Raw genomic sequence first — 18,380 nt, 5'->3', positions numbered from 1 at the left:
CCTGCCGGCATGAATCGCTGATTCCAGCAACAGCACCAGCAAGCGGGACGCTCGGCGGCGACCAATCCAAGATTCATCGCCGGCTAAGATGTCGTGTCGCAGAAACGTCGACATCCGCCGGACGAGCCGCAAGGTCCTCAACCACCTTGAGTGGATATTGCCCGACCGGACGGGCGCTCTCGATGGAGACGTTTCCTCCCGCTTTCGCGACCAGCGACTGCAGGCGTTCAAACTCTCCGCACCAGATCGTCTCCATGTCCCGATCACGGCCCGCGTCCCGCGCCTCGGCGGGATTTCCAATACCGACTGCTCTAACCTGCATGACGTCCGCTTGCGATCCGCCCGAAAGTTCGACCCCATACCCCGGATTGGCGGGCTTTCGGAGAACGATCCGGCCGCCCGAGACCCAAGCCGTCATCATCCCCTCGGAGACCTCATAACCGAGGCTCGCGAGCCCCTCCAAGACGGCGCGTCGCCGCTCCTCCGCAGCGATGGAGCGGACTTCGGCCTCGATCAGGAAATCGGCGCGTTTGACCAGTTCCTGGTCATTGCTGCCGGCCTTCGCAATGGCCCGCTCGATCTCGACGCGGAGCGCGGCCGCTTCGGCCGATTTCATCTCCGACAGTTCGGCATGTCGCTCAGCAAGATCCCGTTCGAGGCGCGCGCGCGCGCGTCTGGTCTTGATCGCGGAGTTAAGATCGAGGAGCAGGCTGTCGGCAACAAGAGCCTGCCGGGCGCGCGGCTCGGCCTCGAGAGCCGCGATCCGAGCGGAAAAAGGACTGGGATCGATCCCAAGGCCAGCAAGTTCGCCGAGGAGTTTGTCCACCTTCAAAAGTGCCTGGTCGTCGCTTGCGCCGGTTTGCTGGGAAGTCCACTCCTCGAGTGTGATACGACGGTCGCCGGCACCGAGCCGGTCGGCGAGCGCCCGCTGACGCTCGGTGACGCCTTCGGAGCGATCGGTTGGCTGAAGCAGCATCAGCCCCTTGCTTACAGCCTTGTTGAGACTCTCGACGGACGCCGCGGGCGTCGTAAGCTCTCGTCGAAGATCGATCGGGATCTCGATGTGGGAAGCTTCGAACTTTGCGAGCAGTGCCTGGGCCGCGGACTTGGCACGCCTCTGATCGCCCTTTCGCTTCGCTTCAGATTCTGCGGCCTTTTCCGCGCGTCGCTCGGCATCGGCGCTCAAATATGAGATTTCGGCTATGACCTGCTTTTGAAGGTCCGTGAACCTGTCCGCGTCGAGCATCCGGTGAATTTCGTCGCGGCGAGCGATGACCCGGTCGATATCCGACTGATCGATCGTCCCATTGCGTTTGCAGGTCGAAGTCCAAAATTCGATGGCCGCGTCTAGGCGCGCCAAGCTTCGGCGGCAAATCGAGATGATTTCTGCGCGGGTGACTATCCGGAAGGCTTTCGGACCACTCATCGGTATCCTCCTCCGTTATGCAGGGCGTTTTCGACGGCTCGCTTGAGGCGCTGACGCTCTTCATCCCCGGAATGGGTCCACGCGTAGGACGAGACCCGGTGAATGAATGGGACCGCTCCATTCAGAACCTTCGGTCGCCAGACCTCGCGCGCTCGGGCTCTTTGGAGCAATAAGTGCCGCGGAGCGTCGCACTCTACGCCTAGCGCATATAAACCCGTGCGAGGATCGGTGATCGCGAAATCGAGACTGAAAGCGCCACCGTCGCGCGCCTTGGCCGGCTTCCATCCGCTGGTCTCCAGGAATTTCTCGACGGATTTCGTGAAGCCATCGTCCACATGGCTCTCATATTCATGATCCGCGCTCTTTTCCGTCACAAGGCGTTCGAGCAAGGTTCTGCCGGATTCCGCCGATCCATCAGAAACGGTACGGGCGTATTCGAGGTAACCCTGCAGATAGTCACGCGGTACACGCGGTCCGCTGCGCCTGGTCAGGAGGTCGGAAATCTCGGATACCGGCATTGACGTGACGATGACGACCTTTTCCCTCGCCCTGGTCACGGCCACGTTCAAGCGCCGCTCGCCGCCGGCATGACCGAGTGCACCGAAACTCTTGCGGAAGACGCCATGCTCGTTGCGTCCGAAAGTGGTCGAGAACACGATGATGTCGCGCTCGTCGCCCTGAACGTTCTCCACGTTCTTGACGAAGAAACCCATATCCTCGCCGCCTTCGACGCGCTCACGCTCCCGCATCAAGGCATCACGAAACGCTTCGTCGTTTTCGGCGCGGTCTTCCAGCGCGTCCTCGATTGCGTCCGCCTGCTTGCGATTGAATGTCACGACACCCACTGATGGCGGAGAAGCATCTTCCCAGAGGCCGCTGAGATACTCCACCACATCGGAGGCTTCCTTGGGATTGGTCTGGCTCTTGTAGATGCCGTCCGAACGGAGAACCTCGATAGGCTTGATCCTCCGAATTGTTTCGTCGGGGTGGCGAACTGGCACGCTAAGTCCGTTTGCGTAGAACGAAGCGTTTGAAAACGAGATTAGCTCGCGGTATTTCGAACGATAGTGGACCTGCAGGGTTCGGCTTTGGAGAGCGGAGCGGGCAAGCTGGAGCAGGTCGGGACAATCCTTGATCTCCCGCCTATTCCACGTTTCCGCGAAGGCTTCGCGCTCCTCTTCGGTCGCTTCCTCTTCCGGCTCCTCGCCATCGAATATTGCCGCTTCGTCGTTCTCGACCTTGCTCGCAAAGAATGTCGTGGGCGGCATCTGCTTCTCGTCCCCACTCACGATCACTATCTTGCTCCGGAATAGCGATGGCAACGCGTATTCCACCGGCATCTGGGAGGCTTCGTCGAAAATGACGGTATCGAACGTGCCGGGACGCGCCTGCAGCACCCGGCTCGCGATGTCGGGAGTCATCAGCCAAACCGGTCGTAGCGCGAAAAGGCCGAGCGGAGCGGCTTTCTCGATGAACTCTCGAAGTCGCAACGCCCTCGGACCGCGAAGTCGAGTGATCGGTTCCCACTCTCGCGTCGGGTGGACGCGGCTGGCGTCGATGCCGTGGATCAGAAGCTCCCTGTTGCAATCCCTGATCTGCGCGTCGGCTTCGGCAAGCGACGTCACCTTCGCTTCGACCGCTCTGCTATCGAGGAGTACCTCCGGATTGGCGGCTTCCATCGCGCTCTTCCAGGCCAGCCGCGCCTCCCGCCCGATGGTTGCCCGGATGCAAGAATCAAGATCACCGGTACCGATCAGCGAGAGTTCAGCTTCCTTCGAGCGAAGAGTGCGGAAGATAGCGCGTTCCTTGTCGCCGAGGCGAACCGAGCGTAGCCGAAATTCCTGGTATGGCACCAGCATGGGTAACGCTTGGAGTATTTCGGCGAGGGCGACCTCGTTGGACTGGCCGCCGTCGATCGTCGCGCGCCGCGATTCGATCCAAGCCGCGTCAACATATCGGGCGAGATCATCTAGCGCCGCATGGCTTTGCTGTCGGACATCCTGTCGTCGGAGGGCGCGATCCGCTCGCGCGAAGAACCAGTCGATCCCTTCGACCTTTCCGGTCATGGCTGCCCGGTCGAGCTCAGCCCGGTTGGGGCAATCGTCGATGACGGTCACGAGGTTGTGGACGACCGCAAGTATCGAATGCAGGTTCCTGGAAAATTCGGCGAGTTTGCCGGGAGCAACGTCGTGATCGGGAGCCTTGCCGAAAAGCGCGGTGAGATATCCCGCCAACTGCATTCTCAGCGGCCTGAGCACCAACTCCAGTTCGGCCCCGCGATGGAAAGACGAGATGGCTCGGTCGTCGTTGGCAAAGCTCATGGTCGTCAGCATAGCGCGAAGACGACGTTTTCGAAGCCAACGCATAGGATTGATCATTGCCAATCCCTTCGCTGGCTGGAGTACCGCTGCCGCCAGTTCCGAAGCGGATCTTAGCTCGTCGTCTTGGATACCCACCAGTTTCCGAACCTGCTCTGGCTGGTGGGCCGATGGATCAAGCGAAGCGAGGCGTTCCTCAAGCCAAACGAGGCCGGCGAGCATGTTCGTGCCCTTGGACCCGCTGCCCTCGGGACTTCTAAAAATGGGAAGCCAGCTTCCGAGATTGGCGCAAAGGCCCTCGCTGATCGAGCGAAGCTGCTCGGCCGTCCGAAGCCATTGTCTGAAGGAGTCGAAATCTGAAATCCTCAACGAGTCTGCGGTCTCCGCTTCCGCGTTCCCGCGTCCTGCTTCCAAGTCCGAGAAGGCACGAAGGGATGTGCCGAACTCCTCCGCCGCGCCGCGATCCGGGTTGAAGACCTTGAGAGAGGATAGGGGATTGCCCTCGAACTTGGCCAGAAGCCAATATCTCGCAAGCGGTCCACAATTCTCCTCGACCGTCGCGATGTCTGACGGATGCAAATCCGATAGTAGCGAACGAAGCCCCGGCGCATCGATTGGCTTCGGCTCGTTTTCTTCGATGGCCAGGAGTTCGCCGAGCAATGACCGATACGTCAATCCCGTACGATTTTCGACTTCGTGCAAGGCGGCTTGTTGACGATCGAGTTCTGCTTCGAGCACGTCGATGCGAGCCGCCAATCGTTCGCGATCGCGTTTCCAGGCGGGCGAGCCGACCGCGGGACGACTATGCAGCGCTTCGACCTGGGAACGGATCGAGCCGACGATGGCCTCGCGGTCTCGCGTCGCATCCGTGATCATGACGAACCTGTCAGCAAGCCGCTCTCTTTCGAGGCGCTTCCTAACGACGTCGATTGCCGGTTGCTTCTGGCAAATCACAAGCAGCGATTTGCCTCTGCCGATCGCGTCCGCCACCATGTTGACGATGGTCTGGCTTTTGCCCGTCCCCGGTGGCCCCTCAATGACGAGGCCTGGTGCCTGTCGAGCTTCGATCACCGCCGCCTCCTGGGAGGGATCGCTGTCGGCCGTGAAGTAGCGATCGATCTCCCGCACCGGGGCCGGCGTCGGCGGCGCCGACCTCTGATCCGTGAGACGGAGTGCTGCCTCGAGCGCGGTCGCCGTTGGCGGCATTCCTCTCAAGAGCTGGAGATCCTTCATGACCGCCTGCCCCATGAAAGCGAGATGGAACAGCACGGCTGCCGGCACGATTTGTCGTTCGTGCGAGCCGATTTTCACGTCCTTACCGGGTAGCGGTGCCAACTCGCTTCCTGTAGGCGTGGCGAGCTGGCTGAACGCGTCCATCACATCCTGAGTCGTAAGACTGCCGCGGGTGAGCAGCTCGTCCGCCGCTTCCTGCCATCGTCTTGCTTCGGGAATTCCCACCATGCCTTCGAGGGCCGGGTTGACGACTACGTGTTCCGCTTCCGTCTCGGCGTTCTTTTCGCGTCCGTACCCGATCGTGACGTGACCGCGGTTTCCGACCTCGGGCGACACGCTGACCGGCCAGAGCAGGACGGGCGCGATCCTCGGCTTCGTGTTCGGCTTCCCGTCCCGCATGAGGAGGAACGGAAATCCCATATATAGACCGTCGATCCCGGTATCTCGCTTGTAGAGCACTGCATGGGAATGGAGAGATCGCAGTCTGCGTTCCAGGCCTTCGTTCTCGGAAAACGCGGCAGGATCGATGTTCACTGCTCGGCCGGCCCTTGCCAAAAGAAGGCTGAGGATCTCCGATCCCGGCAGTCGCGCCGTATTCAACTCGGTCAGATCTATCCGCGCGCTCTTGCCGATGAGCATCCGCGTCAGCGGTCCGCGCAGTACGCCGCCTGATATTCTTTTCGCGAAGAAATCAAGAATGGTCGAAACGTAGCCTTGCTTGGGAAGCGGCTTCCACGTGTCCTTCGGAACCGACAGAAGTGCGAGAGCCCGACCGATCGGCATTCGTCGGTCAAGACGAAATTCGTCGGCCCATTCATCGACCGTCGAAATCCCGCACCTGGCGAAATTCTGTATACGCTCGTCGACGGCCTGGTAGATTTCACGACGAGGGCGCGCGAGTCTCGCCGCAGCCTCCTCCTTCGAAAGGGCGCTCAAGCGTGCCGATGAAGCCTGCTTGGCCGCTTCCTCGATCACCTCCTCCACCGAGCGGAATTGGCTCGGCGATGCGCTGAGAAGAATTATCAGGTCCTCTTCGGCCGACTGTCGCCGGTCCACCAGCGAAACGATGCCTGCATGGTCGGTGTCGGGAAGCAGCCTCCGCTTTTCCTCCCACAGAGCCGACAAACGGGCCATCGACGTCGAGAGGAGGTGCACGCGAAGCAGGTCTTCCTCGACTTCGATATCGAGTTGTTCCAGGCGCTTTCGCACGGTCTCGGCGCGCACTTTCAGCCGCCAAAGCAGATCGTCCGCATCGACCTTCCGAAGAAGATCTGGAGCCGGGCCCGTGATGAGGCTGAAGCCGTCGTCGGGATGGTCGAGCAACCAGCCGGGCGTAACGATGTTTCCCCGGACGATCAAAGGCATCGATGGGTTCAGCGTCTTCAACGAGATCGATAGCTTCAGATCTTCGTTCAATTCCTCGACCCTTGCGAACTGACGCAGCGCCGCGGGCACTTTGGCATCGAAGCCCGCCTCCGTAGCCCAGGTCGCCACCGCTCCTCGCAGAAGAAGGCCTCTTGCCTCATCCCAGTTGGATGCTTCGGCAGCGGCAAGTGCGAACGAGCCGGCCGACCTGTACTGCTTGCCGCCGAGCGTGATGGACGCCCGCCCCTCCGCTTCGCCGGTCTTCTGCCCTGCAGGCGCCGACACTGCTTCGCCCGCCAGCCAGGCCTGAACTTCCTTCCATTGCCACCGCTGACGGCGATCGCTTGCGAGAAGGCCGCGAAGAAGCAGGTCCATGGAAGGATCCAGATTCTCCGGCAGCGGCACGCCGTTGGTCAGCACGTGGATCAGGAAGGCCTGCTCGTTGATGCCTTCGAAGCAGGCTCCTGCGGTGATCCGCTCCAGCAGGATCATCCCCAGGCTCCACCAGTCCGAAGCCGCCGCTACGCCGCCTGCAATCGCTTCAGGCGCCATGTAGCGGGTCGTTTCAAGCGGAGAGGCGATGTCGAGATCGAATTCCGAAAGCCGTGCGGAGCCGAAGCTGCCGATAGCGAGGTCGAGCGGATCCCGGGAGCGGACGAAAATGGTAGAGGGACGGAGGTCCCTGTGGCGCAGGCCTGCCTCGGTCAGCGAATGTACGGCTCGGGCAAGTTCGCTGATGAAACTTTCCAGCGCCGTCCGATCGCCGATGTCCAGCGACAGATCCGCGATGGTACCGCCCGGGAATTCCTCTACGACCTCATAAGCGCGCTCGCACCATCGACCGGTCGCGATTATCTCGGCGACGTGATCGCGCGGAAGTTTTCGCAGCAGATCGTAGATCGCTCCGTCCGGTTCGGACGCGGTCGCATATAGCGTAAGTACTCCGCGACGTCCGCTGGTATCCTGCACGACGGTGTAACGTTCGCGAACGGTACTCGACGACTTGACCCTGTCGAGAAGACGCCAGCCGTCGATGATGGTCTCGGCCGGCGATGGCTCAGGATCCGGTTGGGGTCCCGATTCCGGCAGCAGTACGGGTGGCGCTGGTTCGTCGAGAATTTCTCCGCAGGTGCTGCAGATGAGGTCGCCGGGCGAATTGGCGTGCCCGTTGCGACAAGTCGGATTGGATGGCGTCGGTGCCGGAGGGACAGGTTGCGGCTGGCCAGGGGGCGTGGGATCGATCGATGACAGGTCCCATCCGCAATTGTGACCGTCGACCGTGCCTTCGCAAAAGAACTCGGTGACGGGACGCTCGGTATCGCAATTCGGGCAAAATCTAATCATGCCGGGCGAGCCAGCTTGGAGGAAATTCGCTTGTCCTCGGAAGTGTCGAGTGTCGATCCATTGCTTTCGAGTAATTCCTGCAGTCTGCGAAAATCATTGCGCGCGGGTATACCGGCAAGCCAGACGTCGCCGTTTTCGTCGAACATGACGTCGACGGACCGATCCCGCTCGTCGGCCAGGCGCTCGAAGCTGGAGAACCGGGCGCGGCCTTTTTCCGTGATGAAGTGAAGTTCCTGATTGTCGCTTCCTCGCAGAGCAAGTGTCTGCTTTTCCTCGAAGTCGAAAGGCCCTGTAATGAGGGCGTCGATCGTACGGGCGGATGTGCCAACCACGTCGCGGATGTGCGCCCACGGATATCCGGTGAAGACGAGTATGTCGGCCTCGGTCTTAGACCTAATTCGTGCCGTTAGTTCCAACAGAGCGTCGAGTTGGTCGAAAGGCTCGCCTCCTGAGATGGTGATGCCGTCGGCATTCGATATCCACGGAATGATGGAATTGACGACTTCTTCGACCGTCGTGTTTCCCCGCCCTTCCATCCAGGTGTCCATGGAAATGCAGCCCGGACAACGGATGGAGCAACCCTGAAACCAAATGCCGAGCCTTCGTCCGGGTCCTAAAGTCGTGACGGGAAAATGGATACGCGATAAGGAGATGCGAACCGTCATCTCTAGGGCTCGCTTTCGAGACGAAGCGTCGACGAAGCCCCGGTTTGAACTTCCAAGACCCGAAATCGGCTTCCTACTGCTGCGCCGCTATCGAAAAGACCGCGCGAAAGCGGGTTGATGAGATGGGCTTCGACTTGATTTCGTATGCCGCGTCCGCCGTTCGAAAGATCCGCCAGACACAGACCGCGCAGCGTCGCGCGGGCCTGCTCCGACAGTGTCACGTCGTAGCCTAGCGATTTGACGTCGTTCAGCAGGTTGTCCACCATCTGATCGAAGATCTCGTTGGCGACATCGCCGCGAATGAAATCGAAGACGATCACGTTCTCGCCGATGCGATTCAGGATTTCCGGACGGTTTAGCACTTGCTTGAAGTGCTTTTCGATCTCGGCGCGGACCTTCCGCTTGACCGCATCGAACGTCTCCTCGGGCGTCACGTTCGCGATCCGCTCGCCCGTGGGGCCGGGGGTGTAGATACCGAGATTAGACGTGAAGACGATAAAAGCTTCAGAGAAGTAGACGCGATCCCCTCGTCCCGAGGTGAGAACGCCGTCGTCTAGGATCTGAAGAAATTTATCGAGGATTCGCGGGTGTGCCTTCTCGATCTCGTCGAAAAGGACGACGCTGAATGGTTTTTCCCGGATCGCGTTGGTGAGCTCGCCGCCTACGTCGTAGCCGACATAGCCGGGTGGGGCACCGATCAAGCGCTGATCGGAATGCTCGGCGCTGAACTCGGACATGTCGAAGCGGATGTATGCGCTCTCGTCGCCGAAGAGCAGGCTAGTAATGGTCTTCGCGAGTTCCGTCTTCCCAACCCCGGTGGGGCCGGCGAGGAAAGCGACGCCCCTCGGTCGGCCTCCCCTCGGCGATTGCCCGATGCCGGTGACGGCGCGTTTCACGATGTCGAGCATGTGCGTGACAGCGTGCGCCTGCCCCTTCACGCGGCGCCTTACGAACTCGTCCGCCGAGCTGATCTTGTCGTGGCTTATTTTGCGCCACGGGTCTTCGGTGACGCCGACCTTGAACCGCCGAACCGCATCGGAGATGCGATCGAACGAGACGTTTTCGCTCCGGGAGAGCTGTGCGATCGCGCTGAGATCGAGAAGCAGGAGCCCTTCGGTCTCGTCGATGAATCCATTGGTCGATTTCTCCAGATCGGCCGGCGCGGCATCTTGAGCGCCGGGAAGTCCCCGCATCAACGAACTGATCATGGTCCGCCTCGCCAGGTGGTCAGGCCGACCGATCGGTATGTGCCGAATACGTGGATTGCCAATCAGGAACCAGTCGGGAAGGTCTCCTTCCTTGTCCACGATCCAGATCACCGTGTTGAAAAATGGCTGACGACGATCGCCGGCCGGGCGCGCGCGCGCAGAATGGGAAAGGATCAATGCGCGCGAAAAAAGCTGATGTTCGGCGGGAGAGAGGGCCTCGCTGCGGGTGATCAAGCGCGACGCGAAGTCGATGATAAGGGCCGCCGGCGGACCGCCGGACGGAACATGCCGCTCGAGAGCCGAGGCCAATAGATCGATGCCGCCGGCGGCGACCCCGTTAGCAGGCGAAAGCCCAAGATGCGTCAGGAAGCTATCGTCGGACGGTTCGAGGGCTCTAAAACCGTTCAACAGATCGAAGCTCGCGATCCGACCGTAGCCGGCGTCCTTCAGCGCGTCCGGCAAAGCTCGGGCGAGAGATACCGATGTGATCTGGCCGGGCGCGGCCTCATGGATCTGGAGATCCCTGGTATTGCCCGAAAGGACGAATTGACTTCGCAAGGGCAGAAACCGGAGCAAATCGCGCAGCCATCTCGCCTTCTCGATCGTACCGGCTCCCACCGAATTACCCCCGTCCACACTCTTTGCGCGACTATAGTAGATTATTCGCCTCTTTCGAGCCCGATCGCCTAGGAAAATGGCATAATGGCGCACGCGAGCCGGCCGAGTAGGGTCGTCGCCGAACGGCATTGTGGTGGGGAATGCAGAACGTCGGTGGGAGTTTGTACCTTAGTTCGACCGATCTGGTCGGGCACCTGAACTGTACGTATCTGACGCAACTCGATCTCAAAGTGGCCAAGGGCGAGCTTCAGAAGCCCAAGGTCTGGGATCCGGTTCTTGAGACCCTTGCCGAGCGCGGTGCCGCGCACGAACAGGCCTTCATCGACCACCTGAAGACGCTCGGCATGGCTGTGACGGTGATCGATGGAGTAGGGCTCGATCCCAAGTCCATTTCGGCGACTTTGGAGGCCATGACCCGCGGCGATGCGGTCATCGTTCAAGGAGCATTGCAAACGGGGATTTGGAACGGCCGGGCCGACGTGCTCCGCCGCGTGGAAACGCCGAGTCGGTTCGGTGCTTGGTCGTACGAAGTTACCGATACGAAGCTCGCGCGCGAAACGAAGGGGAATACGGTTCTGCAGATATCGCTGTATTCGGATATGCTTTCCGCGATGCAGGGGGTCGAGCCGACTGTGGCCCACGTCGTAACCCCGGGTACGAATTTTGAGCCGGAAACCTACCGTATCGCCGACTACTCAGCCTACTACCGGCATGTGAGATCCAGCCTCGAAACGGCTATCACCAACGCCGCCGGCGCCGCCTATCCCGAACCGATCGAACATTGCGACATTTGCCGGTGGCGCCGCGATTGCGACGATCGAAGGCGGCGGGACGACCACTTGTCTCTGGTCGCCGGTATCAGCAAGTCGCAGGTCGGAGAATTGACCAGACGCGGAGTCGGCAGCACGGCCGCGCTCGCCACCATGCCCATCCCCCTGGAATGGAGGCCGGAACGCGGGGCTGCCAAAAGCTACGAAAAGGTGCGCGAACAGGCAAGAATTCAGGTCGAAGGCAGAACGAGCGGCTCGATGAAGTACGAGGCGCTACCGCCGATCGCCGGCTTCGGCCTGTCACGGCTTCCCGCGCCGTCTCAAGGCGACATCTTCTTCGATTTCGAGGGTGATCCTTTCGTTGGGGAAGGCGGCCTGGAATTCCTGTTCGGCTACGCCTTCCTCGATCACGAAGGGAAGCCGACGTACGTCGGCGACTGGGCTTCGGACCGGCGGGAAGAACGGGCCGCATTCGAGCGCTTCGTCGACTTCGTAACAGAGCGCCTCAAATCCTACCCCGACCTGCACATCTACCATTTCGCGCCGTACGAACCGGCCACCATGAAGCGCCTCATGGGCCGTTACGCCTCGCGCGAGAACGAAGTCGACAACCTTTTGCGGGCCGAGATCTTCGTCGATCTGTTCGCCGTCGTCCGCCACGGGATTCGTGCCAGCGTGGAGAGCTATTCGATCAAGAAGCTGGAGCCCTTGTACTCGTTTACCCGCAGCGTTCCGCTGGAGGACGTCGGGGCGGTCATGGCCAGAACTCAGGCGCGCCTTGAAATGGCGGATGCCGCCGGCGTTCCCGATGCGGACAAGGACACGATCCGCGGCTACAACAAGGATGACTGTGACTCGACGGCCGCTTTGCGGGAATGGCTCGAAGCGCTGCGCGCCAGTCTCATTGCCAGTGGCGAAGTGATCGAACGGCCCGTTCCAAAGCCCGCCGAGGTCAGCGAAAAACTTGGTGATTGGCAGAAGAGGGTGGCAGCGCTCGTCGGTCGGCTTACGGAAGGCATTCCAGACGACGTCGCCGAGCGGACGGTCGAGCAGCAGGCCCGCTGGCTGCTGGCTTTCATGCTGGACTTTCACGGCCGGGAGAAGAAGGCCGTTTGGTGGGAATATTTCCGGCTACGTGATCTTTCTGCCGATGACCTCCTCCACGAACGTGCTGGTCTCTCCGGGCTTTCGTTCAAGGAAGCAGCCGGTGGCACCGCAAAGGTGCCAGTTCATAGGTACAGCTTCGTCCTTCAAGATACCGATCTTCGGCCCGACAGCGAGCTCAGGAGCGTCGGCGGGCAGAAGTTCGGTAGCGTCGTCGCCATTTCGCATGAAGATCGGACCATCGACATCAAGAAGCGAGGCGACACAGCGGAATTCCATCCGGAAGCTGTCTTCGCCCACAAATCGCTGGATCGCGACGAGCGTCCCGAGGCTCTTTTCCGGCTGGGGCAGTACGTGGCGGAGAATGGAATCGAAGGAGCCGGCGAGCACCGCGCCGCGCGTGATCTTCTCCTATCGACCGCGCCGCGGCTGAAGGGAGAGAGCCTGCAGATCGTGGGCGAAGATAGTTTGAAGACCGCCACGCGGGTCGCGCTTGGGTTGGACCAGAGCGTCTATCCGGTTCAAGGGCCGCCAGGCGCCGGGAAGACATTCACCGGGGCCCGCATGATCTGCGCTCTTGTGCGCGCAGGAAAGCGAGTTGGGATAACAGCCAATAGCCACAAGGTCATCCGCAATCTTCTCGACGAGGTCGTCGAGACTGCAGGCGAAGAAGGTCTTCCGATCCGCTGCGTTCAGAAGGTCGATGAGAAGCATCAAGAAGACGATCTCGACAACTTGAAGTTCGTCAAGAAGAACGAGCATGCCCTCGGTGCGCTGCAGACGAACTGTTCCGTCGGCGGCGGGACATCGTATTTCTGGGCCCGGCCGGACGCACGCCTTAGCGTCGACGTGCTGTTCATCGATGAAGCCGCGCAGATGGCTCTCGCAAACGTGCTGGCCGTCGCACAAGCTGCGCAGAGCGTCGTCCTGCTGGGAGACCCGCGGCAATTGGAGCAGCCGATTCAAGGAAGCCATCCTGATGGCGTCGGAGTTTCGGCCCTGGACCACGTCCTCGGCCCTCATGCCACCATTCCGGGCGATCGGGGTCTGTTCCTCGCCGAGACGTGGCGGCTCCATCCGCTCATCTGTGCCTTCAACTCGGAATTGTTCTACGAAGGTCGCCTAAAATCTCGGCCGGGACTTGAGCGGCAGGAAATCAGGACCAAGTCCGGACTTAACGGCTCTGGCCTTCGGTACCTTCCGGTCCAGCACGACGGAAATCAGAGTTCGTCGCCGGAAGAAGCCGATGCGATCCGCGACCTCATCGCGGACATCCTGGGATCCGGCACGACCTGGGTCGACCAGAAAGGTAGTGAGTCCCCGATCTCGCTCGACGATGTCCTAGTCATCGCGCCGTACAATGCGCAAGTCTTCGAGCTTCAGGAGCGACTTCCAGGCGCTCGCATCGGCACCGTGGACAAATTTCAGGGCCAGGAGGCGCCAATCGTCATCTATTCCATGGCGACCTCCAGTCATGCGGACGCGCCACGCGGAATGGAATTCCTGTACAGCGCCAACCGACTGAACGTCGCGGTTTCGCGGGCGAAGTGTATCTGCATCGTGGTCGCCTCGCCGCGCCTATTCGAGGCCGAGTGTCGGACACCTCGCCAGATGCAGCTCGCAAATGCGTTCTGTCGCTATGTCGAGCTGGCCTCCGTGCTTTGCCGGGTATCGTAGGTAAAAATGCTCTTTTCTCTCGAAAGAGTTCGCTTTTTTATAGTGCTTTTTTTGAGAGAATGGTTCGCTGGGTGAGACTCTCTCGTTATCGGGTGCTCGCTTTCGAATTGCCGACGGCGGGCAGACCGCTGAAAATTCGCTGTCACAAATCGCCATCGCACGCGCGCGGCCTCTTGGCATTTACGGACTTCCGTCTTCATTCGCGGCTCCGCGAACCAAAGCAAAGCCGCCCAGCATTGAAATACTGGGCGGCTTGTGATGAAGCGCCTGCGCGGCGCCGCAGGATCACCAGAGGCGAACGCGCGGGAGGCCAATCTTGCGCCACACCGACTGGTCGCTGCGGCCGAGTTCGCCGGAAGCGATATCCTTCGCCGGACCGACAATGGTGCGGTCAACGGTCTTGACCAGATCGTTGTTCGGACCGAAGCAGTCCTTGCCGCCGGAAACGATGCACTTCTGAGCTTCGTTGATGGTGAAGCCGGCAGCAGTGCAGGCCGCGATAGCGGTCGGATCGCCTGCGGACAGGCAACCGGCCGCGGTTGCGACCTCCGCGCCGCCGGCGCGCGCCGGCTGGACGTCGAAGCTCGTCGCGATCAGCGCCGCTGCCAGCGCCAAGGCGGAAAGCGTGACGTTCTTGCTCTCGAAAATCATTGGTCCGTGCTCCTTTGTTGGCCGCATCGGCGATGCGGTATGAGCAGGCTAGGACTTCCGGCCGGACCGCGAAATACCGAGTGTTTGTCGGGGCTTAGGTGCTGGGGCACATATGTCGGTGCAGGCGTGCCGGGGCTCCAGGCGCCCTACGAAAGGGGGGCACAGATAGGTCATGGACACGTGCATGGCGCCCTTGCAGTATTCGGGCGGGGGCGTGCCGTTTGATCTTCCAGGAGACCAAGGATGCAGCGCCAACTATCGCGAGAAGAGCGGATTGCTCTCCTTGCAACGGCTATCAACAACGACCTTGAGCCTTTGCTTGATCCGGCGAAGCTGATCGACGACGACGATCCCGAGAAGCAGCGGCTTATTTTCAACGGCGACATCTTACCTGAGAAGGCTGTTCATTTTATCGCATTCATGAACAACCGAATTTTGACCAGGGGTCTGGCCGCGTGGCTGCCGGCGTATCTTCTAAAATTCGGTGACGCTGAGAAGCGGCGATATGTCCAGGCCGCCTTACGTGTTGTCGGCGACGAGAGGTTCTCCAACAGCGTCCGATATTCGTTGCGCCATCTGGGTGAAACAATCTCCGCCAGCGAGCTCGCTCGCAACACCTTCAAAAAGCTCAAGACTCCCGATCATCACAAATATCGGCAGCGCATCCTCACGGAAGCTGCCCCAGATTTAAAGGAAGTAGGCTTGTGGATCGTCGAAGAAGACCCGCGTGGGTACAGCATCAAGGCTGGTGCGACGCTCGTCGACTTCAACAAGCACATCTTCCTTTATTGGGCGAAGCGCCAAGCCCAGTTTTTTTGTGCGCACCTGAACACGGAGAACGACGATGAATCGACGCCCTAAAGCCCACCCGCTCCAGGACGAGCATACGACGAAGTAGCCTTCCGAAAACCGCCGGTCATCTTATTGACCGGCGGTTTTGCCTTATCGAGACGAGCAGCCCTGGGTGCCCGATAGGATGGACCGGTCGTGCCCCGCAATTGGGAAACTCTCAGGGCAAGGTTCGCTCTTGATCCAGCTTTGCGCTGTCACGCTTCGAGTACATGAAATCGGCGCTCTGGAAGCGCTTAGATCTCGTCCGCGAGTGCGGATGCCAGATCACACGCCGATGCTCGAACTTGTCGGCCTGCACATCAGGATGCTCATGGCGACTTTTCGTTTTTTAGTGCGACTTGAGCTGCCTTGCGGGATACTTCTTCTGCCACGTCTCCACCAGGAACAGCGAAACCGTGCTGGCGGAATGGATGGCGAGCCGCGCGATGCGCGGGTCGATCCGGCGGTAACCTCGTTCGCGACCGTGGGCGTCACCACCGTGGGTCCGGAGCGCGCCGACTCCGTTCACCACCGAGTTCAAGCCGCCGAGGATGGTACGCACGTCGTTCGCGATGTCATCGGAAACACCCACCTTGTCCGGCGTCAATCCGAGCGGCTCTCGGACCGCCTGGTACAGGCCCTGCACGTCCTTCTTGCCGGGTAGAGGCAGGCCAAGCTCGATCAGTACCGACCGGCAGACGCTCTCCACGACCGAGCACGCCGACGTCACCGCGTCCTCGGGGTCGTTCTCCGCGCTGGCGAGCGCCCTCTCGAGGTCTCGGTTCACCGTGTCGAAGTCGATGATGGCGGCGGCATTGACCAGCGCATCCACCACGCTCGATGACCTACCCGGCGTACCGAGCCGAACCCGCTGTCCGACACGCTGCAGCTCGAGCCCGTCGTATGCCAGGCGCGCGTTCAGATAGTCGACGACGGCCTGCAGCCTGTCGGGATCGGAAAGGAAATCGCGCGGGTCCGCGGCGCGCTCGATGATGTTTCTCAGGATTGTCTGATCGCCGCCGCGGTTCGCCCGCTCCAAAGCTTCGATCAGGGCCGGAATTCGAGATCCGTTGCCGACGCTCATCGCGACGTTGCAGCCGCGCATGAAGGATTCGAGCTTCGAAGCCGACCGGTAGATGCCGATAGGGGGCGCCGTATCGTGGCCGCCGCCGCCGGAGATCACCATTGCTAAGGCTTCGAGGGACTGAGGAGCTAGGTGTATGTGCACGGATAGACAATCGACCTGCGGCAAAGGACGAGAGTTCGGCCCAGACCTCGGCGGATTCAAGGCTTTCGGACGGGATGGTCTTCTCAAGGGCCCCTGGCGTCGGCAAAAGGGGCTTCGAGAGCGGTCTTTGCCGGCACGGTCGCCTGCCGATCATCTGGAGCTGCTGGACCGTTGTACGCGCGTCTTCACCCACGTTTCGCGTCACGAAAAGCGAGGAAAGACGACTCCCTTGCCGCCGCCCATGGCCTCCAGTTCCGCCGGGTCGTCCCGGAAGAAAACGTGCCTGTAGAAGTATCTCTCGCCCTTCTCGCCCTTCCTGATCTCGATCGGTTTCGGTAGGCCGAATGCCCCCTTCAGGCTTTTGGGCTTGTCGGGCATCTCGATCAGACCGATGATAGCGTGAGGCCGGAATACGATCTCGAAGAACACCGTCCGGAGCTGCTGCACGATGCCGGTCCGAAGAGGCACCTTCTCCTCGTCCGTCGAATTTTCGAGCTTTGCCGCGATCGCCGCGACCGTGCCGAGTGCGGTCTGCATGGTGGGCAAATGCGGCCTTGACCTCTCCGCTGCGACGGCATCGTCGCGGAGCTTACGCACGTGCGCGATCTCCTCGACGAGGGTTTCGGCGCGGCTCTCCCATTCGGCCGCCATCTTCTTGCCCGCGTTGCGGAGCGCGGTATCCATGGCCGAATTCTTCATCGCGGTCAGTTCGGCTATCCGGAGGTCGTATTCCCTGGGGGAAGGCCCGGCGCGCTTCGCCGAGGGCTCGAAGGCGGCGGCGATGCGCGCGGGATCGATCTGGTGGAGGAGGTAGCGTTCGACGTCCTTGGCGTTCCAGAGCCGCTTGTTCTCGCAACCGGCGTCGCGGGACGCGGCCGAACAGCGGTAGTAGCGCCCCCCTTTTGGGGGTTGTCCCTTGTTGATGAACATCATCCGCGTTCCGCAGGCGCACCGCGCCAAGCCGCGGATCAGGTTGGCGACGTCCGCCTGCGGACGACCGGCCGAATCCTTGCGACGGACGTCGACCGCCGCGTTCGCCCGGACCCACAAAGCCTCGTCGATCACGGCCGGATAGTATCCCTTGATGGGATCGCCGTCCGGAACGCGGCGGCCCTTCTCGTCGCGCCGATGTGGCTGGAATTCGCCGACGGTCGTACGCGAACGGATGATCTTGATTACGCTCGAAGGCTGCCAGCCGCTCTCGGAGAGAAACGAGAGCTTGTTGTCGCGGTTGAGGCCCTTGCAGATCGTCCGTCGGCCGAGTCCTTGAACCGTCTCGTCGAAGATGCGCCGCACGATGTCGGCCCGGTCCTTGTTCTCCGTGAAGATGCGCCGTCCGGCCGAGTTGCGTTTGGAATCGAGCCATCCGGGGATGCGGTCGCTGAGCGGCAGGGACTTCGCCCGGGCCGCTTCGCGCTTGCGCGACCAGGAGGCAGAGATGCGGACCGCCTTCAGCTTGGACTCCCCGTGCGCGCGGATCATCACCATCAGGCTGCCGAAGAGCGCCATGCCCGTGGGATCGGCGTCCACGGATTCGGCCGTGTACGTCTGCCTGTCGGTGAGCGTGACGATGCCGATCCCCAGGCCAATCACGCGGAGGAAGAGCTCAAGCGCCTTGCGCGGGGTTTCGCGCGACACCCGGTCCAGGTTCTCCACCAGCAGGACGGAGTCCTTTGGTAGTTCGCCGGCCTCAGCCGCCCGCAGGAATTCTCCGAAGCCGCCCGTCCGCGCGTTCTTGCCGCGATAGCCGGATACGCCCAGATCGCTCCAGCGCTTAATAATCTGGTAACCGTTGTTTTTCGCCCATTCAGCCGCCTTCTCGCTCTGGCGGCGGAATGAGTCCCCTTTGGCCTGTTCGGGGCTGCTGAACCTGATATAGGAGAATGCGGTTTTCGTACTCATGCAGTATAGATTGCCGTATGGAAGTTTTTCCCAAGTAAAT

The 18,380-nt window shown here is 61.1% G+C and carries 9 protein-coding genes; 2 read left to right on the top strand and 7 right to left on the bottom strand.

The genetic code is table 11. From position 1 onward, the window contains the following. Positions 1 to 73: 73 nt before the first annotated feature. The 4 genes from ABIA42_RS33345 to ABIA42_RS33330 are packed head-to-tail and all read right to left on the bottom strand — an operon-like array spanning position 74 to position 10,177. Positions 74 to 1,426, bottom strand: coding sequence for a hypothetical protein (locus ABIA42_RS33345; protein WP_370117192.1), 1,353 nt, complete (start codon positions 1,424 to 1,426; stop codon positions 74 to 76). After that, a complete protein-coding gene (locus tag ABIA42_RS33340; RefSeq protein ID WP_370117195.1) occupies positions 1,423 to 7,686 on the bottom strand; it encodes an AAA domain-containing protein in 6,264 nt (2,087 codons plus the stop codon). Before ABIA42_RS33340 ends, ABIA42_RS33345 begins: the two co-directional genes overlap by 4 nt. Beyond that, positions 7,683 to 8,351, bottom strand: coding sequence for a 4Fe-4S single cluster domain-containing protein (locus ABIA42_RS33335; protein WP_370117198.1), 669 nt, complete (start codon positions 8,349 to 8,351; stop codon positions 7,683 to 7,685). Before ABIA42_RS33335 ends, ABIA42_RS33340 begins: the two co-directional genes overlap by 4 nt. A gap of 2 nt (positions 8,352 to 8,353) precedes the next feature. Further along, on the bottom strand, positions 8,354 to 10,177 hold the full coding sequence (locus ABIA42_RS33330) for an AAA family ATPase (protein ID WP_370117205.1): 1,824 nt from the start codon (positions 10,175 to 10,177) through the stop codon (positions 8,354 to 8,356). Between the two features lie 140 nt (positions 10,178 to 10,317). Here ABIA42_RS33330 and ABIA42_RS33325 point away from each other — a divergent pair, with 140 nt between their 5' ends. Further along, positions 10,318 to 13,728, top strand: a complete 3,411-nt coding sequence (locus tag ABIA42_RS33325) for a TM0106 family RecB-like putative nuclease (RefSeq protein ID WP_370117208.1) — start codon at positions 10,318 to 10,320, stop codon at positions 13,726 to 13,728. Positions 13,729 to 14,013: 285 nt separating this feature from the next. On the opposite strand, the gene ABIA42_RS33320 is transcribed toward ABIA42_RS33325, so the two are convergent. Continuing rightward, the gene (locus tag ABIA42_RS33320) at positions 14,014 to 14,379 is read right to left on the bottom strand and encodes a hypothetical protein (RefSeq protein ID WP_370117210.1); all 366 of its coding nucleotides are present in this window, start codon (positions 14,377 to 14,379) and stop codon (positions 14,014 to 14,016) included. A gap of 243 nt (positions 14,380 to 14,622) precedes the next feature. Here ABIA42_RS33320 and ABIA42_RS33315 point away from each other — a divergent pair, with 243 nt between their 5' ends. After that, the gene (locus ABIA42_RS33315; RefSeq protein WP_370117213.1) at positions 14,623 to 15,240 is read left to right on the top strand and encodes a hypothetical protein; all 618 of its coding nucleotides are present in this window, start codon (positions 14,623 to 14,625) and stop codon (positions 15,238 to 15,240) included. Positions 15,241 to 15,559: 319 nt separating this feature from the next. Here the strand turns inward: ABIA42_RS33315 and ABIA42_RS33310 are convergent, their stop codons facing one another. Both ABIA42_RS33310 and ABIA42_RS33305 read right to left on the bottom strand, forming a co-directional pair. After that, positions 15,560 to 16,396 carry an abortive infection family protein gene (locus ABIA42_RS33310; RefSeq protein ID WP_370117216.1) on the bottom strand — a complete coding sequence of 279 codons (837 nt, stop codon included), beginning with the start codon at positions 16,394 to 16,396 and terminating at the stop codon, positions 15,560 to 15,562. 243 nt (positions 16,397 to 16,639) lie between these two features. Beyond that, positions 16,640 to 18,340: a recombinase family protein gene (locus tag ABIA42_RS33305; RefSeq protein ID WP_370117218.1), complete on the bottom strand. Its 1,701-nt coding sequence runs from the start codon at positions 18,338 to 18,340 to the stop codon at positions 16,640 to 16,642. Positions 18,341 to 18,380: the final 40 nt, after the last annotated feature.

It is taken from the genome of Bradyrhizobium sp. USDA 327 (assembly GCF_041262065.1).
GTDB classification, from domain to species: Bacteria; Pseudomonadota; Alphaproteobacteria; order Rhizobiales; family Xanthobacteraceae; genus Bradyrhizobium; species Bradyrhizobium liaoningense.
The sequence above is the reverse complement of the archived record's forward strand: the minus strand, read 5'-3'. Positions and strand labels throughout refer to the sequence as shown.

Coding starts and splice junctions, on each gene's coding strand:
- ABIA42_RS33340 (WP_370117195.1), bottom strand. CDS start 7,686: ATGATTAGATTTTGCCCGAATTGCGATACCGAGCGTCCCGTCACCGAG.
- ABIA42_RS33320 (WP_370117210.1), bottom strand. CDS start 14,379: ATGATTTTCGAGAGCAAGAACGTCACGCTTTCCGCCTTGGCGCTGGCA.
- ABIA42_RS33315 (WP_370117213.1), top strand. CDS start 14,623: ATGCAGCGCCAACTATCGCGAGAAGAGCGGATTGCTCTCCTTGCAACG.
- ABIA42_RS33325 (WP_370117208.1), top strand. CDS start 10,318: ATGCAGAACGTCGGTGGGAGTTTGTACCTTAGTTCGACCGATCTGGTC.
- ABIA42_RS33345 (WP_370117192.1), bottom strand. CDS start 1,426: ATGAGTGGTCCGAAAGCCTTCCGGATAGTCACCCGCGCAGAAATCATC.
- ABIA42_RS33310 (WP_370117216.1), bottom strand. CDS start 16,396: ATGGTGATCTCCGGCGGCGGCGGCCACGATACGGCGCCCCCTATCGGC.
- ABIA42_RS33335 (WP_370117198.1), bottom strand. CDS start 8,351: ATGACGGTTCGCATCTCCTTATCGCGTATCCATTTTCCCGTCACGACT.
- ABIA42_RS33305 (WP_370117218.1), bottom strand. CDS start 18,340: ATGAGTACGAAAACCGCATTCTCCTATATCAGGTTCAGCAGCCCCGAA.